Origin of the sequence: Hydrogenophaga crassostreae, assembly GCF_001761385.1 — a bacterium.
Classification (GTDB): domain Bacteria; phylum Pseudomonadota; class Gammaproteobacteria; order Burkholderiales; family Burkholderiaceae_C; genus Hydrogenophaga; species Hydrogenophaga crassostreae.
This window is the reverse complement of record NZ_CP017476.1, coordinates 413052-432402: the sequence shown is the minus strand read 5'-3', so window position 1 is coordinate 432402 and position 19351 is coordinate 413052. Positions and strand designations below refer to the sequence as shown.

Here is a 19351-nt window from a genome sequence, read left to right as displayed (position 1 = left end):
TAGATCGATTTAAACCACTACAAAGCACAGGCACACTCTCTCCACGTTTTCCCCAACCTTGACCGCATTCCCATCATGATGCTCACCGCCCCCACCTTCACTGCCGGCCTGGTGCTCAGCCTTTCGCTGATCATGGCCATCGGCCCACAGAACGCCCACGTCATCCGCATGGGCCTGATGCGCCAGCATGTCTGGCTCACCATCGCCGTCTGCGCCATCTCCGATGTCGTCCTGATTGCCTTGGGCGTTTTGGGTCTGGCACAACTGGGTGGACTGTCGGACAAGCTCATGGGCGCCATGGTCGGCGGCGGCTCACTGTTTTTGGCCGTTTACGGCTGGCAAGCCTTTCAACGTTTTCTGCACCCCGTTGCCGTGCCCAGCGCGCCCGCCAACGAATCGGGCGAGACCACACCACGTCCCATCACACCCCGCCAAGCCGTGCTGTCCGCATTGGCATTCACCTGGCTCAATCCCCACGCCTGGATTGACACCGCGGTTTTGATCGGCACCGCATCACTCGCCTATGGCGCCGAGCGCTCCGTATTTGGCATGGGTGCCGCAACCGGCTCCCTGGTGTGGTTCACCGCCTTGGGTGTGGCCACTTTCTGGCTCGGCCGCCGGTTGAACTCGGTGCTGGTCTGGCGCGCGCTGGACGGGCTCGTGGCGCTCATGATGTGGGGCACCGCCCTGTTCCTGATCAAGGGCTTGCTGTAACGCGAAGTCGGCGGCACGCCAGGGAGTGCCGCTCCGCCACCTCAAAAATAGGCAGCGGTCGGTGCGTTGGCCTGGATGAATTGCAGCATCGAAGGCGTCTGGATATTGGTAAAGCTCGAGGTCTTGTTGGCGCCGCACTCCAGCGAGTCTGCATTGGACGTGAGGCCGACCAGTCCCGGGCGGTTGTTGACCAAGCGGTAAAACGGCCCGCCCGAGTCGCCCGAACAGATGTCGCTGGTGTCACCGTTGTATTTGATCTGCAAGAAGTTGTTGCTCACCGCCGACACCCGCCCAGCGCCCACCGCAAAACTCTCCAGCTTTGGCAAGCCCCATCCTGCGAAGTAAACCAGTTGCCCCTTGTTCATCGGCTCACTGGTCAGAATGCCCATGGTCGGGTTCGGCAGCCCGGCCGGGAAGCGCACGATGGCTGCGTCGTTGGCAAATCGCCCACCGTCGCCATAGCCTGGATGAATGACCCAGTTCTTGGCATCCAGCCCGGTTGCGACGCTGTCCGATTTGAAAGCTGCTGCAATCACCCGAACCGGGCTTTCACTCACGCAGTGGGCCGCCGTCAACACCTCGGTGGCTGAGATGCGCGTACCGGAACACAGGCTGGTTTCGCCGTCCGGGTTCACGATGTACAACACCACCACTGGCGTCGTTCGATAAGACCCGCAAGAGGCCCCGTTGAGCACAAGCGGTTGTGCCCCGGCACTGTTGCACAACACCGCCGGGTCCAGGTTCACAGGCTCTTCACTGGAGCCGCCGCCGCACGCGGCCAGGGCCAGCGATGCCACCACAATTCCGGCAATGCCCCATCTGCCTCGCGTCATAGAACCCCTTTTTTGCAGTGTTTCAAATCTCACCGGCACCAGGCGCCTGCGCTCGAATGAAGTTCAGCACCCCCGGTGACTGGATGTTCGAGAAGAGCGAAAGGTCACCATCGCCGCAACCGGCGACAGAGCCTGAAGAAGTCACCCCAACCACCCCGGGTGGCCCTCCGATCGCACGGTAGGCCGGGCCACCGGAATCGCCCGAGCAGGTGTTGCTGCCCGTTTCCTTGTAAACAAAGCCGAGATGCGTCTCGTTGACCTTGGTCATGCGGACATAGCCCACAGCCAAGTCAAGCCCAGGCTGGCCCCAGCCTGCAATAAAGGCCTCATCGCCCTTCTTTGAAGGCGAGCTCACCAACAAGGGCATGGCGGGATTGGACATCCCGGAGCGCAAGGTCACCACGCCCACATCGTTCTGGAAACCTTCGCCTGCAGCTGAAAAGCCCGGGTGCGCCACCCAGCCGGCGGCGTACACCAGTTGTCCTTTGCCAGTGGCTTTCCACTGCACGGCGGCGATTCGCTGGGTGTCGGGTGGCATGCAATGCGCGGCGGTCAACACGCGGACAGGCGTCAGCATCGTTCCAGAACAACTGCGTGTTTCACCATCGCCACCGAGCATCAACAACAAAACCACCGGCGAACGTTCAGGCTGGGCGCAATCAGCCCCGTTAACGATCTTGGGAAGCAAGCCTGCGCTGGCGCACAGGGCATTGGCCTCGGGCAGTACCAGCTCACTGCTGCCGCCGCCGCCACAGGCGGCCAACAACGAAGCGGTCAATGCCGCACCAGCCCACTTGAATATTGAATTCATCCGATCTTTCTCTGCGTTGTTGCGCCACCGAGCAGCGGCGGATGTTTGACCAGCGAGGAATCCAGGCCCTCCCGCACCCCGCTCAGACAAACGCTTGCGAGCAATATAGCCTCCCTCAGGCCGACCCTTGCCAGAAATCGGTTTGACCATAGTGGTGTTTGAGGAAATCAATCCACAACCGCACACGCAGGGCGAGGTGTTTGCGCTGAGGGAAAACAGCGTAAATGCCATTGGGCGGCGCGGCAAAAGCATCGAGCACCGTTTCCAGGCGCCCTGCGGCAATATCGCTTTCCACTTCCCAGGTGCTGCGCCAGGCGATGCCGTACCCCGCAAGGCACCACTCATGCAAGACCTGCCCATCCGAGCAATCCAGCGGACCGCCCGGGCGCATGTGCAGGACCTGTATGTCGCCGCCGCCGGGCTCTGCCTGCAATCCCTCACCTGCGGCCGATTTGCACACGGCAAACGCCCAGCCACGCGTCTGCGATGCGTCGCTAGACAAGGTCAGGCAATCGAAACGCACGAGGTCGGCAGGCACCTGCGGAAGGCCGTGTTGTTTCAGGTATTTGGGCGTCGCCACACACAGCCGGCGGTTTTCAGCCAGGCGCACGCTCACCAGTGATGAGTCGGGCAAATCGCCCACGCGCACCGCGCAGTCATAGGCCTCACCCGCCACATCCACCACCCGGTCGCTGAGGTTCAGCGAGATGGTGACTTCCGGATGCAACTCACGAAACAGCGGCACCAGCGGCGCGACATGGCGCCGGCCAAAACCGGCCGGGGCGGTGAGTCGCAGGTGCCCGCTGGCCTTGACCCCGCCGGCGCTCACGCTGGCTTCGGCGTCTGCAAAGTCCACCAGCAAGCGTTGGCAATCCTCCAGAAAGGCACTGCCTTCGTGGGTCAGGGTGATGCGCCGTGTGGTGCGCACCATGAGCTTGACCCCCAGCCGGGACTCCAGCGCGTCCAGCCGCCGCCCGATGATGGCAGGTGCAACCCCTTCCGCCCGCGCAGCAGCGGTCAGACTGCCCCGCGTGGCCACCGAGGCAAACGTCTCCATCTGTTTGAGCTTGTCCATGGAGACGCAGATTACCGCAACAAAAGGCAGCAATCAATGAGAAAAACCTGTTGATTTTTGATCAAATCAACAGGTTTCTTTGCAGCACGACTTGTTGACAGCGCGCAGGGAGAACAAGCCAAGCCTTGCAGGCTGGCTCCGGATCACACGGGTCTTCGACCGCTTGCTCCCGCTAACGGCCAATACCTGCGCAAACTCAGTTGCATTGAGCCGGGAGGTTGGGGATTGCAGCGCAGGCGACGCCACCTTGCTTGGTGCATGCCTCATTGGCCGAGGTCTGGGCTGCAAACGCAGTGCCACCCTCGCTGGCTGTGATGATCTGTGCGCCGACCGAATTCAGCGACGCAGAAACAGCCCCGCATTGCTCAAACTGCAGCACCACTTCGCAATCGTCTTCATCGCATTTGTCCCGTGCACTTTCGTTGGCGATGGACTGGGTCAGGCCCTCGGTCACGATGGCCACCGCGGCTGCCGAGTTGCTCACCGCGATCGAGCCGTAACCATTGCCCGTGCTGCCACCACCACATGCTGTCACGGCCAGCGCCGTCAGTGCAGCAGCGAGCCACAGGCTCCACTTAGATATGTTCATGCCTACTCCCATTAAAAAAACTGTGCATGAGGTGCGCACCCTGCGTGAGCAACCTTGCAGTGCACAAGTTTACCGTCGCTCCTTGATCGGGCAAGCCCACCAAACACCGGTGCCTGACGCAGATCAACCGGAGGCGGCCCGAAAGGCCTGCACATTGGCGACCAGCGCCTGCACCTCAGCATCAAAGGGCAAACGCGGGAGATCTCCCGCCAACGCACCTTGCACCAGTCGCTCCAGCGTCTGCGCGTGGGGCGGAACCGTTCCGAAGAAAAGCACTTCGGCACCACGGGCGATCAACAACGAGGGAAAGCTCTCGACATCCAGATCACCCAACACCTCGTCGTGGTCTTCGATGTCCACCCAGGTCGCATTCAGATGCGCGGCATCGAAAACCGCCAGCGTGCGCGTCATCAACGGCGCGTAATCACGACAGACACCGCACCATTGGGCGCAGAGGCAGGCCACAAGCAAGGGCTCTGGCATCACAGTTTCGGAAGCTGGCATGGGTTCAAGTGTGCCCCAAGCCGGCGAGGGGCGCAGACCATGGCCCGAAAGCCGGACGCACCGCGGGTGCCGCCCTGCGGCGGCCCAGCCTCGCCCAAAGTCAGTTCATCATGGTGCCGGGCAACCAGAGCGCGATTTGGGGCCACACCATGATCAAGGCCATCACCGCAATCATGAGCAACACGTAGGGCGCCGAGCCTCGCACGATCTCACCCATCGGGGCCTTGGTGATGGCCTTGATGGTGAACAGGTTCATGCCCACCGGCGGCGTGATCTGGGCCAGCTCCAGGTTGATCACCAGCAACACGCCGTACCAGATCGGGTTGATGTCCAGGTGGTGCATGGCAGGCAAGACCACCGGCGTGGTGATCAGGATGATGGCGATGGATTCCAGAAACATGCCCAGGACGAAGATCAGAATCATCATCACCACCAGGAAGCCCGCCACACCGATGTCGGCCGAGATCACCGCTTCCACGATCTGCTGGGGAATGCGCAGCTTGGTCAGCACGTGGCCAAACACCGAAGCCCCCGCCAGAATCATGAACAGCATGGCCGAGACGCGACTGGCGTCCACTGCCGACAGCCAGATCGCCCGCAGCCCAACCGTGCGGTAAACGACAACCGACACAAACAGCGCCAGCCAGGCGCCGGCAGCCGCCGCTTCGGTGGCGGTAAAAATGCCTGCGTACATACCGCCCAGAACGAACACCGGCAGCGAAATGGCCCAGGCCGATTTGCGTATCGCCACCAACGATTCGCGCAGAGACGCGCGCGGCTCGCGCGCAATCTGGCCCTGGGCCCGCGCTGCACTGAACAGGCTCCAGGCAACAAACACGCCGGCCATCAAGATGCCCGGCACAATGCCAGCCATGAACAAGCCGCCAATCGAGGTGTCGGTGGTCACGCCGTACAGCACCATGGGCCCGGACGGTGGAATCAGAATGCCCAGCGTGCCACCCGCAGCCACCAGGCCATAGGCGGCCTTCGGCTCATAGCCATAGCGAATCATTTGCGGTATGGCCACCGAACCAATTGTCAGCGCCGTGGCCACACTGGAGCCAGAAATGGCCGCAAAAATGGTGCAGGCCATGATGGTGGCGATACCCAGGCCCCCCGGCAGATGCCGCGTCAGCGTGTAGGCTGTACCGTACAGATCGTCGACGATCTTGCCGCGAATCATGATGTAGGCCATGAACGAAAACAAAGGGATCGCGACCAGCAGGTAACGGTTGATTTCACCGAAAATCACCTCGGTGACCGAACCCATTTCCCCCTGGGTGATCAGCATCACGGCGCCGCCAAACACCGCCAGGCCCGCAAAAATCGGCAGCCCTGTGAACAACAGCAGCATCAGGCCCAGAAACAGAAGCGCAATGGTCATGATTTTTCATCCTGGTCGGGCAACCCGTGTGAAGGCGGGAAGACCAGCACCTGCCCTGTCAACGCGCGCCAAACCGCTTCAATCGCGGCGAGCAACAACAGACCTCCGCCCACGGGCATGAGCAGCATCAGCCACCAGGTGGGCCATTCCAGGTGCCCTTCTGTGAGCAACCCCAGCATGCGCGCAAGCATGGCGGTTTCCCAGCCATTGACCACCAGCACGACGCCGACCACGCCAGTCACCACCGCAGCCCAGACCAGCGCCCAGCGCCGGCCCGAGGGAGGGAGCTGGCCTACCAGCATGTCCACGCCGATGTGCTCCCCTCGTCGAAACGTTTGCGCCGCGCCGAGCAAAATGATGGCGACCAGGGTGAAGCCCACCACCTCGTCGACCCAGATCGGCGCCGCATTGAACACATAGCGCATGACCACGGCCCAGCCGATCAACGCCAGCGACAAAAGCAGGCCTGCGGCCGACAGAGCCATCGCCGCGCCGGTGAGCAACGCCACTGCACGGCTCAAGACGCGCAAGGCCATTCCTTCGGGCACCTGGTTTTCAGGCTCAGCCGGAGCATGCATGGTGAGCGCCTGTCAGAGTTTGTTGACCATTTCCAGCAGCTTCACGCCATCGGGGGCGGTCTCCAGAAGGAACTCTTTTTTCACCGCAGGTTGCATGGCATCGGCCATGGCCTTTTCCTGTGCCTTGGTCAACACAATGGTTTGCATGCCCGCATCGTTGAGCGCCTTCACGTCTTCGGCCGGCACGCCATCGGTGGTGCGAATGGAGCGCTGAACGGCCTTGTCGGCGGCTTTCTGGATCGCCCCACGCACATCCGCAGGCAGGCCGTTCCACCAGGCAGGGTTCACCACCAGGTTGTCATAGGCCAGGATGATGTTGGAAGCCACACCAAACTTCTGCACTTCATAGAACTTCCGGCTGTGCGCCGCTTTGACGGCAGTGAATCCGGCATCAATCACACCCGTTTGCAGCGCCTGATACACCTCGGAACCAGGCATGGCCGATGGAGCTGCGCTCATTGCTGCGAGGCCTTCGTCAAACAGCTTGTTCAGGCCTCGGATCTTCAAACCCGCAAAGTCTGCAGGCTTGACCAATGGTGCTTTGGCCGAGGTGAAGATGCCGTCGTTGGTGTCCACAATCCAGGCGATGTTTTTCACACCCTTGGCTTCCATCTTGGCGTCCAGCAACTGGCTGGCTGGAGAACCGATAAAGGCCTTTTGCTTGGCCACCGAGGTCATCAGGTAAGGAATGATGGTGACGCTCATTTCAGGGATGTTGCCGCCCCACTGGAAGCTCAGAATCGCAGCGGCTTCCACTTTGCCGCTGGCCACGGCCGGGTGGTTCTGGTTGGGTTTGAACAACTGGGCAGCCCCGAAATTCTGCACCTCAACCCGGCCTTTGGTGGCCGCACTCACATCTTTGGCGAACTGGTCCAGGTTGATCGCCGTGTGGTGCGTGGGCGGAAACTGGTGACTGATGCGCATCGTGAATTCGGCGGCCAGCGCTTGTCCGGCAAAGCCGGCGCCCAGCGCAGCAACCAGCAGGGTGCGGCGGTGAAAAAGGGTATTGATTGCGGTCATGAATGTCTCCTTCGTTGTTGTCAAAAAGTGTTGTCAAAAATCAGGCCACGGCGCGCGACTGGCGCAGGGCCTCCAACTCGCTGGGACTGTATCCCAACCCTTCGAGCAGCGCGGTGGTGTCCGCCCCCAGGGTGGGCGGCTGCAACCGAACCCCCAGCCGGTGTCCGTCCATGGTGAACGGGAACAGCGTGGTTTTGGCGGTTTGACCCGCGCGCGCGCCGTCGGGCAGCGTGATGTCGACCAGCCCCCCTGTGGCGAGCAAATGCTCGTCTTGATACAGCTCTTCGGGGCGGCGGATCGGCGCAAACGGCAAACCGGCGCTTTCAAACATGGTGGCCAGTTCGTCGGCCGTCCAGGCGGTCAGCCGTTCGCGCAACACCGGTAGCAGTTCGTTGCGCAGGCTCACGCGCGCGTTGTTCGAGTGGTACCGGGGGTCGGCTTTCAGATCGGCAAACCCCAGCAGGTCGCAAAAGGTGACCCATTGAGCATCGCTGACGGCCGAGAGAAAGATCTGCACGCCATTCTTGACGGTGAACACGTCGTACACCGCCCAGGCCGAAATGCGGTCGGGCATGGGCGCCGCGGCCTGGCCGGTGATGGCGTACTGCAGCATGTGCTGCCCCACCAGAAACACGTTGTTTTCATACAGCGCGCTCTGCACCTCCTGGCCCTTGCCGGTGATGCCGCGCTGGATCAGCGCCCCCATGGCCCCAATGGCCCCAAACATGCCGCCCATGATGTCGTTGACGCTGGTGCCCGCGCGCAACGGGTCACCGGGTCGCCCGGTCATGTAGGCCAGGCCCCCCATCATTTGCACCACCTCGTCGAGCGCGGTGCGGTGTTCATAGGGACCCGGCAGGAAGCCTTTATGGGCCACATAGATCAGGCGCGGGTTGACGCTCGACAGGGCACCGTAGTCGAGCCCGTATTTCTTCATGGTGCCGGGCTTGAAGTTCTCCGCCACCACATCGGCACTGGCCGCGAGCTTGCGCGCCACAGCGGCGCCCTCGGGGTTGTGCAGGTCAATGGCAATGCTCTTTTTGTTGCGGTTGAACATGGGGAAGAAGCCCGCGCCCGCACCCAGCAGGTGCCGTGTACGGTCACCGTCAATGGGCTCCACCTTGATCACCTCGGCGCCCAGGTCGGCCAGCACCATGCCGCAGGTCGGGCCCATCACCATGTGGGTGAACTCCACCACACGCAGGCCTTCCAGCGGCAATGGGTTCACAGGTGTTTGTTTGGCTTCGCTCATGGATTCAATGATTCGGGTGACAACGCGGCCATCAGATGCAGACCTCGGCCGGCTGCGCATCGGCCGGCAGCAGGGTTTTGGGTAACCCGGCGCGCCAGATGCTGCCCGCCAGCCGCTCACCATCCAGCCACAGCGCCACTTTTGCGCGCAAGGCCAGCAGGCGATCAAAGTCGATGCCAGTGGTTTGTCCCATGCTCGCGAACAGGTAAACCAGATCTTCCGTGGCCACGTTGCCGCTGGCACCAGGCGCATGGGGGCAGCCGCCAATACCCGCCAGGCATGCGTCAAACCGGGTCACACCGGTTTCCAGCGCCGCCATCACATTGGCAATGCCCAGTCCACGGGTGTCATGGAAGTGGCCACAAGCCAGCTTGTCACCAGCCACCTTGAAGCTGGCCTCGAACAACTCGCGCACCATGCGCGGATCGGCATAGCCCACGGTGTCGGCCAGGCCCACGCGGTCCGCGCCGGCATCCAGCACCGCCCGCAGCAAACGCAACACCTCAGCGGGCTCGACGCGGCCTTGAATCGTGCAGCCGAATGCGGTACTCATGCCCACTTCGATCAAGCATTTGGATCCCGCCGCATCGCGCGCGGCGCGAATCCTGGCGATATCGGCCACCACCTCGTCGGGCGTGCGGCGCATGTTGGCCAAGGAATGGGCATGGCTGACGGAAAGCGGCAGCAACATCAGGTGTGCCCCTGTGTCCATCGCCCGCTCCGCACCTTTGAGGTTGGGCACCAGGACCGAGGTCACCAGACCCGGCAAGGTTTTGGCAAAGGCGACCAGTTCGGCGGTATCGGCCAATTGCGGCAGCAAGCGCGGCGGCACAAACGAGCCCACCTCGATTTCGCGCTGCCCCGCTTCGTAGGCCAGGCGGATCCATTCGAGCTTGTGTTCGGTGGGCAGGGTGCGGGCGATGGCCTGCAAGCCATCGCGCAGACCCACTTCGCGCAACGTGATGGTGGCGACAGGGAGTGTCATTTGTCTTGTCTCCGGATCTTCTTTTTTGGACCAGCCCTTCAGGGCGACAACAAAGGTTGTCTGGCCAGGGGCTGCAGCGGTCCGGCGAGTTTAGACTTTACGCAATGGACGTAAAGCGATCGTTTGGAACCCATTTAATTCCGTTCTGGAATATCACATAGGCGTTTTCCCTGATGAGAGACCTCGACCTGACCACGCTGCGGCTCTTTGTCGCCGTCTGTGAAACCCGCAACATCGCCCGCGCGGCGGCCCAGGCCAATCTGGTCGGCAGCGCGGTCAGCAAACGGTTGGCGCAGCTTGAAGCCCAGCTCGGAACGCCCTTGCTGCTGCGCCGCCGCCACGGCGTAGAGCCCACGGCCGCAGGCGAAAGCTTGCTGGAACACGCCCGAGCCATGCTGGTGAGCGCGCAGCGCATGGAACGCGACATGGCGGCTTTTGCCGCCGGCGTGCGCGGTCAGGTGCGCGTGCTTGCCTCGGCCTCGGCCATGGCCGAAGCGCTGGTGGACGACGTGGCCTCTTTTCTGCAAGCGCCCGAACACCGCAACCTGCGGGTTGACCTCGAAGAACACATCAGCACCGCCGTGATTCAAGGGGTGCGCAACGGCATCGCCTCATTGGGGGTTTGCTGGGATGCGAGTGACCTGCACGGCCTGCAAAGCCTGCCCTACCGACGGGATCGTCTGGCCTTGGTGGTGCCCGCTGACCACCCCCTCGCCCAAGTCGATCGACTGGCTTTTGCAGAAGCCACCGATTGGGACTTTGTCGGCATCCACCTGAACAGCTCAGTCCACCTCATGCTCATGCGCGCCGCGGCCGAGCAGGGCAAGACCATGAGCATCCGCATCATCGTTTCCAGCATCGAGGCAGCGCTGCGCGTCGTGCGCGCCAAGCTGGGCATTTGCGTGGTCCCTGGCGAGGTGGCCAGGCCATACGCAGACAGCTATGGCCTGCGCGTGATCCCGCTCACCGACACCTGGGCGGAGCGCCGCTTTGCGGTGTGCTTCCGCGACGAGCAGGCGTTGGCGCCCGCCGCCAAACTGCTGCTCGCCCATCTGGGGCAATGAGTCGGCTCCCCGGGCAGAAGTCCCGCGGCCGCAGAAAGGGTTTTCCACTCAATTACCTTCAAATTTGTCACAGATAAAAACCAAAAACGTGAATCAATAGATCTCCCAGTATCGAATACAGTGGAGAAATGAAAAAACCCCGTGCAGTTTTGTTCGACGCCTATGGCACCTTGTTCGATGTGTACAGCATTGCGCTTTTGGCCGAGCAACAGTTCCCCGGCCAAGGCCAGCGCATGGCCACGCTCTGGCGCGACAAGCAAATCGAATACACCCGCCTCATCACCACCAGCAACCATGGCGCCCACTACCGCCCGTTCTGGGAGCTGACCCAGGCGGCGCTGCGCTACACCATCAAGGCCATCGAACCGCGCGCGCGCACCGAATGGGACGCCGGCGGTTTTGAAGACAAACACCGCGCCTTGATGGGGCAGTACCGCCACCTCTCAGGCTTCCCGGAAACCCGCGCCGTGCTCACCGGCCTGCGGGAGCGCGGCCTGAAAACCGGCATCCTGTCCAATGGCGACCCGGAGATGCTGGGCATTTCGGTTCGCAGCGCGGGGCTGGAGGCCCTGCTTGACCACGTGATCAGCGTGGAACCGGTGCGCCTGTTCAAAACTGCGCCCGAAGCTTACGCACTGGGACCGGCCGCGACCGGGGTTCCCGCCAGCGAAACCCTGTTTGTCAGTTCCAACAGCTGGGACGCCTTGGCCGCCACCTGGTTCGGCTACCAGACCCTCTGGGTGAACCGGCAAAACGCCCCGTTCGAAGAGCTGGGCGTTTTGCCCCACCGCATCGGCCACAGCCTGCGCGATGTGCTCGCTTACCTGGACGCGGCCTGAACGCCGCGCCACCGCTTCAATTTGAATCTGTTTTTTGACTTAGAAAGGGAACACCTCATGACCCAACGCACCACCATCCACGGCCTGCAAGTCGCCACCGAACTGGCCGACTTCATCAACCAACAGGTCTTGCCCGGCACCGGCGTGACCAGCGAAGCCTTCTGGAAGGGCTTTGACGCCATCGTCACCGACCTGGCCCCAAAAAATGCTGCCTTGCTGGCCGAGCGCGACCGCCTTCAGCTCGAGCTCGACACCTGGCACCAGGCCAACCCCGGCCCGATCAAGGACATGGCCGGCTACCGCAAGTTTCTGGAAACCATCGGCTATCTGGTGCCCACACCCGCTGACACGCAGGCCACCACCGAGAACGTCGACGCCGAGCTGGCCATCCAGGCGGGCCCGCAACTCGTGGTGCCCATCCTGAACGCCCGCTACGCCCTCAACGCCGCCAATGCGCGCTGGGGCAGCCTGTACGACGCGCTGTACGGCACCGATGCGATCTCCGAAGCCGAGGGCTGCGAAAAAGGCCCGGGCTACAACGAGAAACGCGGCGCCAAAGTCGTCGCTTTTGCGCGCAAGCTGCTCGACGATTCCGCACCGCTGGCCGGCGCTTCCCACGCCGACGCCACGGTGTATTTCGTCAAAGACGGCGCGCTGCAAGTGGCGGTCAAAGGCGGTCAGGTCGTGGGGCTGAAAAACCCGGCGCAGTTCGTGGGCTACCAGGGCGATGCCGCCGGCGTGTCCAGTGTCTTGCTGGCGCACAACGGCCTGCACATCGACATCCGCATCGACCGCAGCAAGCCCATTGGCCAGCTCGATGCCGCCGGCATTTCAGACGTGGTGATGGAAGCCGCCCTGTCCACGATTCTCGATCTGGAAGACTCCGTGGCCGCGGTGGATGCCGAAGACAAAACCCTGGCCTACCGCAACTGGCTGGGCATTCTGAAGGGCGACCTGACAGAAGACGTGCCCAAAGGTGACAAGGTCATCAAGCGCGGCCTGAACGCTGACCGTTTGTACACGGCGTCCAAGGGCAGTGGCGACGTGCGCCTGCACGGCCGCAGCCTCATGTTTGTGCGCAACGTTGGCCACCTGATGAGCAACCCCGCCATCCTCTGGGGTGCGGAAGGCAAGGAGATTCCCGAAGGCATCATGGACGCGATGGTCACCACCACCATCGCCCTGCACGACCTGCAGAAAAACGCCAGCGCAGGCATTCGAAACAGCCGCACCGGTTCGGTCTACATCGTCAAGCCCAAGATGCACGGCCCCAAAGAAGTGGCTTTCGCCGCCGAATTGTTCGGTCGCGTCGAGCAGGTTCTGGGCCTGAAAGACAGCACCGTCAAGCTGGGCATCATGGACGAAGAACGCCGCACCAGCGTCAACCTCGCCGCGTGCATCGCCGCCGCATCCAGCCGCGTGGCCTTCATCAACACCGGCTTCCTCGACCGCACCGGTGACGAGATGCACTCCGCCATGCTGGCCGGCCCCATGATCCGCAAGGGCGACATGAAAACCAGCGCCTGGATCCAGGCCTACGAGCGCAACAACGTGCTGGTCGGTCTCAACTGCGGCCTGCGCGGCAAGGCCCAGATTGGCAAGGGCATGTGGGCCATGCCCGACCTGATGGCGGCCATGCTGGAACAAAAGATCGGCCACCCCAAAGCCGGCGCCAACACCGCCTGGGTACCCAGCCCCACCGGCGCCACATTGCACGCCCTGCACTACCACCAGGTCTTGGTGTCCGACGTGCAAAAGGAAATGGAAAAGATTGACTTCAACGCCGAACGCGACAACCTGCTGACCGGTTTGCTGACCGTGCCTGTGAGCGCGAACCCGAGCTGGAGCGACACAGAAATCCAGCAGGAGCTCGACAACAACGCCCAGGGCATTCTGGGCTACGTGGTGCGCTGGGTTGACCAGGGCGTGGGCTGCTCCAAGGTGCCCGACATCCACAACGTGGGCCTGATGGAAGACCGCGCCACGCTGCGCATTTCCAGCCAGCACATGGCCAACTGGCTGCACCATGGCATCGTCAGCGAAGGCCGTATACACGCGACATTCCAGCGCATGGCCGCCGTGGTCGATCAGCAAAACGGCAGCGACCCGCTGTACAAAAAAATGGCCGGCAACTTCGACACCAGCATGGCCTACCAGGCCGCACTGGATCTGGTGTTCAAAGGCAAGGAACAGCCGAGCGGTTACACCGAGCCTTTGCTGCATGCCTGGCGCTTGAAGGTCAAAGCAGCGGCCTGATCACACCACACAGGCAACAGAAACAAAACGGCGCCTTAGGGCGCCGTTTTTCTTTTCTGATTCACCTCACATCCAGACCCGGTAAGCCCAGAAACTCTCCTGGCGCTGGATGCCTTGCCGCAAGGCTTCTGGGCTGAAACCGGTGATGCGCCGCACGGTACGACACAAATGGGACTGGTCGGCGTAGCCGTTGTCGGTGGCAATATCGGCCCAACTGAATGGGCCTTCGTTTTGCGCGGCCATCACATTGAAAAACGCCTGCTCGGCGCGCCCCAGGCCGCGCAGTTCGCGCATCGGCAAGCCGGACCACCGCTTCACGCGCCGTTCCAGCTGACGGGCACTGCGACCGGGCCCCGAGAGGGCCGCGCGTTGGGCCAGGTGCAGCGCCCAATCGGCGTACCGATGGGCATACAGGGGCAAGGTGGGCCTGCAGGCCTGCCAGCGAGGATCCAAAAAGTTTTCCAATATCGCCAACCGCTGCGCATCTTCTGGGGCGCCTTGCACCTGTTGGCACATGGCCATCCAGTCGAGCGGCAGAAGTTCGCTGGCATCCACAAACTGGTCGATCAGTTCCACCGGCTCCAGCCCGGTCAAGAGGTGCAACGCATCGGGCATGAACATCACCATCATGCCGTGCGCAGGGCCTGGACTCCAGGTCGCGGTGGGTTGCGTTTGAGGGCCCGCCAACACCCAGCGAGCCGACAACGGGACGCGTTCGCCAGCCAACGCTTGTTCAGGCGAACCTTGGGGCGATGACAACACACTGCTGCTCCCGGAAAACAACCAGCCCAAGCTGCACAAGGGCGACGCCGGAAAATGGTTGATGCGCTGTGCGTCGTCCAGATCTGCACCCAAAGTGCTGCGAACCAAAACCCCGCGCAGACAATTGGCCAGCGATGCACGCGGCTGCCACATTGCGCCGCTGGGCAACAGCTCGGGGTGGATGGGGCAGGGGCGTTGAGCCAAGGTGGCCATGGGCGCAGTGTAGGAGAAAAGAACCAAGGCTCCCGAATAACCCCGCCGTGTCGACATCGTTCAATACAAACGCCCGACAAGGCCCGAGCATGGCGCCATGAACTTGCACACCAGCACCATGCATCCTCCGAACAGCCCTGCCCGTGCAGGCCGGCCGTCCGGCCCGGCAAGTCGCTGGTGGGGGCTGCCTTTGCTCAAAGAAATGAAGACCGACTACCTCGGTTTTTGCACCCGCCTTCGCCGTGACCATGGCGACATCAGCCACATGAAGCTGCTGTCAGAAAATGTCTGGGATCTGATGTCGCCCGACTTGGTGCGCGAAGCGCTGGTCACCCATGCCGACCACCTCCTTCGGTGGGAACGCGGCATTGAGGTGTTCTCCGAGGTCTTTGGCCAAAGTGTGCTGGTGACTGAAGGCGCCACCTGGCAACGCCAGCGCCGCATGCTGATGACAGCCTTCACACCCCAACGCGTGAACGGCTATGCGCAGTTGATGACCACGGCGGCCAAAGAAGCCTTTGATGCGGTATCGCCCAAAGGTCAGGAGCGCGCCTTGGTGAACATGGACACGCTGTGGAGCGGCGCGGCCATGGACGTGATCCTGCGCACACTGTTCAGCCAGACGGCCGAGCCAGAATCCCTCGCGGCCGCGAAGGCCACCCAAGTGCTCTCAACCACTGGTTACCGAGAGATGTTCCATCTCTTCACGCTGCCCGACTGGCTGCCCCTGCCTGGCAAGGCGGCCAAGCGCCAGGCATTGCACACCCTGCGCAGCCTGATTCGAGGCCACATCGATGCTCGACGCTCCTCCCACGTTGAAGGCGGCGACCACGCCGATCTGCTCGGTCGCCTGCTGGCCCTGCGCGATGAAGAAACGGGTGAAATCTTGTCGCCCCAAGAGGTGTTTGACCAATGCATGGTGAGCTTCCAGGCCGGGCACGAAACCTCGGCCACGGCCCTGCTCTGGTGGAGCCGCCTGATGGCCGAGCACCCCGAGGCGGCAAAACGCGCGCGGGAAGAAGTGGCATCGGTGGTGGGCGCAGGCACACCCGGCCCCGAGCATCTGCCCCAACTGCCATGGCTCACCGCCACGCTCAAAGAAGCCATGCGCCTGTACCCACCCGTGGCGGCCATCATGGCGCGCCGCACCACCGCACCGATTGAGCTCGGCGGATGGCACACTCCCAAAGGCGCCATGTTGCGCATTGCGCCCTATGTGCTGCACCGCGATGAACGCAATTTTGCAAACGCCGAAGCCTTCCTGCCCGAACGCTTCCTGGAAGGCGCCTCGCCCATCCCGCGAGGTGCCTTCATGCCCTTCGGCGCGGGGCCCCGCGTGTGTCTGGGTCAACACTTTGCGATGCTCGAGATGACGCTGCTCTCGGCCATGCTGCTGCAGCGCTTTGAACTCCACTTGCCAGACAACGCACCGCGTGCCGAGCCAGAAATGCACGTGACGCTTCGGCCCAAGCAGTCCATACAGCTGTGGCTGCACCGGGTGCCAAACGCCCGCGCCGGCCAAGGGGCTGCGCCATGAACGCCTGGTTGCTGGCCGCCGGGTTGCTGGCTTTTTTGATCGGGGCCGTGCACTCGGTCATGGGCGAGACCCGCATTTTCCGGCACATGCGCCAGGGCGGCCTGGTGCCCACCCATGGCGCGCCGCTGCTGCGCGAGTTCCAGGTGCGCATTCTTTGGGGTTCGTGGCACCTGGTTACCGGCTTCAACTGGTGCATCTCGGCGCTGCTGATCCGTGCTGCGCAGCCCGACGTGCCGCCCAGCCTGCGCCACGATCTTGTCGCCATCTGTACGCTCACACTGGCCGCGGCAGCCTTGCTCGTCGCCTGGGCCACGCGCGGCAAGCACCCTGCATGGCTGGCCTTGTTGCTGGCGGCCGGCTGGGCAGGGATGGGATTGGTCTGACCCTTGGCACGACAATCGGCGCATGCAACTGAACTACCTGATTTTTGACGCCAGCGACGATGGCGAGGGCACCGGCACCTGGGAGGCCATGGCCAGCGTGCGCGACGCCGATTGGCCCGATGCAAAGGCCGAGGCTCAGGCGGTTTTGTCCGCCGCAATGTCTAACGAACCTGGCCCCAGAGGCCCCCTGGACGAAGGCGGCGCCTGGGATGCGGACGAACAAACAAGCCGCGATGGCGAGTGGACCACGGTCACGCTGACGCTGACCGGGCCGTGGGAATGGGGCGAAGCGCTGATGCGCGAATTTGAAGTCGATGGCTGACCGCAGGTCAGGCTGCGGCTTCGTACAGTTCCAGCGGCAAACCATCCGGGTCAGCGAAAAAGACAAAGCGCTGGCCGGTGAATTCGTCCACGCGAATGCCTTCGGTGGTCACGCCCATCGATTCGAGCCTCTGCTGGAAATCGGCCACATCCGCCACGGCAAAGGCCAGGTGGCGCAGGCCTTGGGCCTCCGGGTAGGACGGTCGGGGTGGCGCGCCGGAAAACGAGAAGAGCTCAACCTGCGAGCCATCGGGCAACCCCAGATCGAGCTTCCAGGAATTGCGCGCTTCACGGAAATGTTCGGCAACGGTTTTCAGGCCGAGCACCTCGGTATAGAACCGCTTGGATCGTTGGTAGTCCGAGCAGATGATCGCAGCGTGATGGATGCGCAGCAGCATGGTCAGGAGGCTCAGTCAGCCATCAGGGCAGCCGGATCATCGGCGGCCAAAACGCTTTGAGCCCACACCGCCAGTTTGGCTGTGTCGCTGCGCACAATTTGCTGTTTGACCGCAAGTATCTGGGACGGATGCATGGAAAAAGTGCGCAAGCCCAAGCCCAGCAACAGCCGCGTCATGGTCACATCACCCGCCATTTCGCCACACACGCTCACGCTTTTGCCCTGGTTGCGGCAGAGCGAAATGGTGTTGGACAACAAGTGCAAAACCGCGGGGTGCAGCGGGTCATACAAATGCGCCACGGTTTCATCGGCCCGGTCGACGGCCAGGGTGTACTGAATCAGGTCATTGGTACCGATGGAGAGGAAATCGAAGTGCCGCAAAAAGAGCGGGATGCTCAGGGCTGCGGCTGGGATTTCGATCATGGCCCCCAGACGAACGGCACCGTATACCTGGCCCCGCTCATCGAGCTGGGCACGGGCGCGATCGACCAGCGCCAGGGTCTGGCGGATTTCACTGGCGTGCGCAAGCATCGGGACCAGCAAATTGATGGCGCCATGGGCAGCGGCACGCAAGATGGCACGCAACTGCATCAGGAACATGGTGGGCTCAGACAGACTCCAGCGAATGGCGCGCAAGCCCAGTGCCGGATTGAGGTGGTCTTCGCCCGAACGCCCGCCAGCAGCGCGATCGAGTGGTTTGTCGGCGCCCACATCCACGGTCCGGATCGTGACCGGCAGGCCGTGCATACCCTCTGCCGCAGCCAGGTAGGCTGCGTATTGCTCATCTTCGTCGGGCAGCTTGCCATTGCGCCCCATGAACAGGAATTCGGTTCGGAACAGGCCCACTCCAACCGCGCCGGCTTTCAGCGCGGCCACCGCATCACCGGGCTGCTCGATGTTGGCCATCAGCTCGATGCGCTGACCGTCAAGCGTGATCGCGGGGGTGCTCTTGAGTCTTGAAAGACGCTCACGCTCCACCTCACCCTGGCGCCGCTTCTGTTCGTATTCGGCCAAGACGATGGCCGACGGATCGATCACCACCACACCGGCATCGCCGTCGATGATGACCCAGTCGTCCTGTCGAATCACCTGACTGGCAGAGCGCGCGCCCACCACAGCCGGAATGTCCATGCTGCGGGCAACGATGGCGGTATGGCTGGTTTTGCCACCCACATCGGTGACAAATCCCGCGAACACGCTTTGTTTGAACTGCAGCATGTCGGCCGGCGACAGGTCGTGGGCAATCAGAACCAGCGGTACATCTTCGGTCTCGGCCGTCAGCGCGTCGTCCCCTTCGCCGCCCGACAGCGCGAGGGGAGGCTTGGTCACCGGTGAGGACACACCACGCATAAACCGCAGCATGCGTTCGACAACCTGTTCGAGATCGGCCTTGCGCTCGCGCAGGTAGGGGTCTTCCATCTCGTCGAACTGGCGGGCAATGATTTCCAGTTGCGTGGTCAGCGCCCATTCGGCGTTGTAGTGACGGTCAACGATCCAGTGCTTGACGCCGCTGGTGAGCTGCTCGTCCTGCAACAGCATCAGGTGCACATCGAGCAATGCGCTGAGCTCGGGATGGGCATCGTTATTGGCCAGCTCGCTCAAGCTCAGCTGCACCTTGCTGATTTCGGCAACCACCGCATTGCGCGCTTCGCGCAGACGCAGAACTTCCGACTCCAGTTGCTCTGGCTTGACGAAATAATGCGCCACATCGACACGACTCGACGCAACGATGACCGCCCGGCCAATGGCAATCCCCCGGGAGACGGTCAGACCGTGGACGCTCAGTGTCATCGTTTATTCAAACCAGTAGGCTGTCCAACGAAGCGTGTCGGTG

Annotated in this window: 20 protein-coding genes; 7 read left to right on the top strand and 13 right to left on the bottom strand. The window is 62.6% G+C overall.

What is annotated here, in order from left to right; genetic code table 11:
* Window positions 1-75 precede the first annotated feature (75 nt).
* On the top strand, window positions 76-714 hold the full coding sequence (locus tag LPB072_RS02120) for a LysE/ArgO family amino acid transporter (RefSeq protein WP_066089009.1): 639 nt from the start codon (window positions 76-78) through the stop codon (window positions 712-714).
* A gap of 41 nt (window positions 715-755) precedes the next feature.
* Here the strand turns inward: LPB072_RS02120 and LPB072_RS02115 are convergent, their stop codons facing one another.
* The 10 genes from LPB072_RS02115 to LPB072_RS02070 all read right to left on the bottom strand — a co-directional run bounded on the left by LPB072_RS02115 (window position 756) and on the right by LPB072_RS02070 (window position 9745).
* Window positions 756-1547, bottom strand: coding sequence for a S1 family peptidase (locus tag LPB072_RS02115; protein ID WP_066089012.1), 792 nt, complete (start codon window positions 1545-1547; stop codon window positions 756-758).
* A 22-nt stretch (window positions 1548-1569) separates the two neighbouring features.
* The gene (locus LPB072_RS02110) at window positions 1570-2358 is read right to left on the bottom strand and encodes a S1 family peptidase (protein ID WP_157694133.1); all 789 of its coding nucleotides are present in this window, start codon (window positions 2356-2358) and stop codon (window positions 1570-1572) included.
* 115 nt (window positions 2359-2473) lie between these two features.
* A complete protein-coding gene (locus LPB072_RS02105) occupies window positions 2474-3433 on the bottom strand; it encodes a LysR family transcriptional regulator (protein WP_066089017.1) in 960 nt (319 codons plus the stop codon).
* Window positions 3434-3629: 196 nt separating this feature from the next.
* Entirely contained in the window at window positions 3630-4022 is a 393-nt protein-coding gene (locus tag LPB072_RS02100; RefSeq protein WP_066089020.1) for a DUF4189 domain-containing protein, read from the bottom strand.
* Window positions 4023-4145: 123 nt separating this feature from the next.
* The gene (locus LPB072_RS02095; protein ID WP_066089023.1) at window positions 4146-4526 is read right to left on the bottom strand and encodes a thioredoxin family protein; all 381 of its coding nucleotides are present in this window, start codon (window positions 4524-4526) and stop codon (window positions 4146-4148) included.
* A 100-nt stretch (window positions 4527-4626) separates the two neighbouring features.
* The gene (locus tag LPB072_RS02090; RefSeq protein ID WP_066089025.1) at window positions 4627-5910 is read right to left on the bottom strand and encodes a TRAP transporter large permease; all 1284 of its coding nucleotides are present in this window, start codon (window positions 5908-5910) and stop codon (window positions 4627-4629) included.
* Window positions 5907-6488, bottom strand: a complete 582-nt coding sequence (locus tag LPB072_RS02085) for a TRAP transporter small permease (protein ID WP_066089028.1) — start codon at window positions 6486-6488, stop codon at window positions 5907-5909. The genes LPB072_RS02090 and LPB072_RS02085 overlap by 4 nt, the downstream gene beginning before the upstream one ends.
* Before the next feature lie 12 nt (window positions 6489-6500).
* Window positions 6501-7508, bottom strand: coding sequence for a TRAP transporter substrate-binding protein DctP (gene dctP / locus LPB072_RS02080; protein ID WP_066089031.1), 1008 nt, complete (start codon window positions 7506-7508; stop codon window positions 6501-6503).
* A 40-nt stretch (window positions 7509-7548) separates the two neighbouring features.
* Window positions 7549-8760 (bottom strand): CaiB/BaiF CoA transferase family protein, encoded by a 1212-nt coding sequence (locus LPB072_RS02075; protein ID WP_066089034.1) that lies wholly within the window; start codon window positions 8758-8760, stop codon window positions 7549-7551.
* 31 nt (window positions 8761-8791) lie between these two features.
* Complete coding sequence (locus LPB072_RS02070) at window positions 8792-9745, bottom strand: hydroxymethylglutaryl-CoA lyase (protein WP_066089037.1); 954 nt, start codon at window positions 9743-9745, stop codon at window positions 8792-8794.
* Window positions 9746-9918: 173 nt separating this feature from the next.
* Between LPB072_RS02070 and LPB072_RS02065 the strand changes: the two genes are divergently transcribed.
* The 3 genes from LPB072_RS02065 (at window position 9919) to LPB072_RS02055 (ending at window position 13904) form a co-directional block, all read left to right on the top strand.
* The gene (locus LPB072_RS02065; RefSeq protein WP_066089040.1) at window positions 9919-10809 is read left to right on the top strand and encodes a LysR family transcriptional regulator; all 891 of its coding nucleotides are present in this window, start codon (window positions 9919-9921) and stop codon (window positions 10807-10809) included.
* Window positions 10810-10937: 128 nt separating this feature from the next.
* Window positions 10938-11648 (top strand): haloacid dehalogenase type II, encoded by a 711-nt coding sequence (locus LPB072_RS02060; protein ID WP_066089043.1) that lies wholly within the window; start codon window positions 10938-10940, stop codon window positions 11646-11648.
* A 57-nt stretch (window positions 11649-11705) separates the two neighbouring features.
* Window positions 11706-13904: a malate synthase G gene (locus tag LPB072_RS02055; protein ID WP_066089046.1), complete on the top strand. Its 2199-nt coding sequence runs from the start codon at window positions 11706-11708 to the stop codon at window positions 13902-13904.
* Window positions 13905-13970: 66 nt separating this feature from the next.
* Here LPB072_RS02055 and LPB072_RS02050 read toward each other — a convergent pair whose 3' ends face one another.
* On the bottom strand, window positions 13971-14879 hold the full coding sequence (locus LPB072_RS02050) for an AraC family transcriptional regulator (protein WP_231943389.1): 909 nt from the start codon (window positions 14877-14879) through the stop codon (window positions 13971-13973).
* Window positions 14880-14976: 97 nt separating this feature from the next.
* Here LPB072_RS02050 and LPB072_RS02045 point away from each other — a divergent pair, with 97 nt between their 5' ends.
* From LPB072_RS02045 to LPB072_RS02035, 3 genes are read left to right on the top strand one after another with little or no spacing between them, the layout of a single operon-like run.
* Complete coding sequence (locus LPB072_RS02045) at window positions 14977-16416, top strand: cytochrome P450 (protein WP_231943387.1); 1440 nt, start codon at window positions 14977-14979, stop codon at window positions 16414-16416.
* Complete coding sequence (locus LPB072_RS02040; RefSeq protein ID WP_066089049.1) at window positions 16413-16799, top strand: hypothetical protein; 387 nt, start codon at window positions 16413-16415, stop codon at window positions 16797-16799. The genes LPB072_RS02045 and LPB072_RS02040 overlap by 4 nt, the downstream gene beginning before the upstream one ends.
* Before the next feature lie 22 nt (window positions 16800-16821).
* Window positions 16822-17121 carry a hypothetical protein gene (locus LPB072_RS02035; RefSeq protein WP_066089052.1) on the top strand — a complete coding sequence of 100 codons (300 nt, stop codon included), beginning with the start codon at window positions 16822-16824 and terminating at the stop codon, window positions 17119-17121.
* A 7-nt stretch (window positions 17122-17128) separates the two neighbouring features.
* Here the strand turns inward: LPB072_RS02035 and gloA2 are convergent, their stop codons facing one another.
* Both gloA2 and ptsP read right to left on the bottom strand, forming a co-directional pair.
* Window positions 17129-17518 (bottom strand): SMU1112c/YaeR family gloxylase I-like metalloprotein, encoded by a 390-nt coding sequence (gene gloA2 / locus LPB072_RS02030; RefSeq protein WP_066089055.1) that lies wholly within the window; start codon window positions 17516-17518, stop codon window positions 17129-17131.
* Window positions 17519-17529: 11 nt separating this feature from the next.
* Window positions 17530-19308, bottom strand: coding sequence for a phosphoenolpyruvate--protein phosphotransferase (gene ptsP, locus LPB072_RS02025; RefSeq protein WP_066089058.1), 1779 nt, complete (start codon window positions 19306-19308; stop codon window positions 17530-17532).
* Window positions 19309-19351: the final 43 nt, after the last annotated feature.

What these genes read in the sequence shown, in the direction of transcription:
- LPB072_RS02120 (WP_066089009.1), top strand. Translation starts at nt 76, where the DNA reads ATGATGCTCACCGCCCCCACCTTCACTGCCGGCCTGGTGCTCAGCCTT.
- LPB072_RS02115 (WP_066089012.1), bottom strand. Translation starts at nt 1,547, where the DNA reads ATGACGCGAGGCAGATGGGGCATTGCCGGAATTGTGGTGGCATCGCTG.
- LPB072_RS02110 (WP_157694133.1), bottom strand. Translation starts at nt 2,358, where the DNA reads ATGAATTCAATATTCAAGTGGGCTGGTGCGGCATTGACCGCTTCGTTG.
- LPB072_RS02105 (WP_066089017.1), bottom strand. Translation starts at nt 3,433, where the DNA reads ATGGACAAGCTCAAACAGATGGAGACGTTTGCCTCGGTGGCCACGCGG.
- LPB072_RS02100 (WP_066089020.1), bottom strand. Translation starts at nt 4,022, where the DNA reads ATGAACATATCTAAGTGGAGCCTGTGGCTCGCTGCTGCACTGACGGCG.
- LPB072_RS02095 (WP_066089023.1), bottom strand. Translation starts at nt 4,526, where the DNA reads ATGCCAGCTTCCGAAACTGTGATGCCAGAGCCCTTGCTTGTGGCCTGC.
- LPB072_RS02090 (WP_066089025.1), bottom strand. Translation starts at nt 5,910, where the DNA reads ATGACCATTGCGCTTCTGTTTCTGGGCCTGATGCTGCTGTTGTTCACA.
- LPB072_RS02085 (WP_066089028.1), bottom strand. Translation starts at nt 6,488, where the DNA reads ATGCATGCTCCGGCTGAGCCTGAAAACCAGGTGCCCGAAGGAATGGCC.
- dctP (WP_066089031.1), bottom strand. Translation starts at nt 7,508, where the DNA reads ATGACCGCAATCAATACCCTTTTTCACCGCCGCACCCTGCTGGTTGCT.
- LPB072_RS02075 (WP_066089034.1), bottom strand. Translation starts at nt 8,760, where the DNA reads ATGAGCGAAGCCAAACAAACACCTGTGAACCCATTGCCGCTGGAAGGC.
- LPB072_RS02070 (WP_066089037.1), bottom strand. Translation starts at nt 9,745, where the DNA reads ATGACACTCCCTGTCGCCACCATCACGTTGCGCGAAGTGGGTCTGCGC.
- LPB072_RS02065 (WP_066089040.1), top strand. Translation starts at nt 9,919, where the DNA reads ATGAGAGACCTCGACCTGACCACGCTGCGGCTCTTTGTCGCCGTCTGT.
- LPB072_RS02060 (WP_066089043.1), top strand. Translation starts at nt 10,938, where the DNA reads ATGAAAAAACCCCGTGCAGTTTTGTTCGACGCCTATGGCACCTTGTTC.
- LPB072_RS02055 (WP_066089046.1), top strand. Translation starts at nt 11,706, where the DNA reads ATGACCCAACGCACCACCATCCACGGCCTGCAAGTCGCCACCGAACTG.
- LPB072_RS02050 (WP_231943389.1), bottom strand. Translation starts at nt 14,879, where the DNA reads ATGGCCACCTTGGCTCAACGCCCCTGCCCCATCCACCCCGAGCTGTTG.
- LPB072_RS02045 (WP_231943387.1), top strand. Translation starts at nt 14,977, where the DNA reads ATGAACTTGCACACCAGCACCATGCATCCTCCGAACAGCCCTGCCCGT.
- LPB072_RS02040 (WP_066089049.1), top strand. Translation starts at nt 16,413, where the DNA reads ATGAACGCCTGGTTGCTGGCCGCCGGGTTGCTGGCTTTTTTGATCGGG.
- LPB072_RS02035 (WP_066089052.1), top strand. Translation starts at nt 16,822, where the DNA reads ATGCAACTGAACTACCTGATTTTTGACGCCAGCGACGATGGCGAGGGC.
- gloA2 (WP_066089055.1), bottom strand. Translation starts at nt 17,518, where the DNA reads ATGCTGCTGCGCATCCATCACGCTGCGATCATCTGCTCGGACTACCAA.
- ptsP (WP_066089058.1), bottom strand. Translation starts at nt 19,308, where the DNA reads ATGACACTGAGCGTCCACGGTCTGACCGTCTCCCGGGGGATTGCCATT.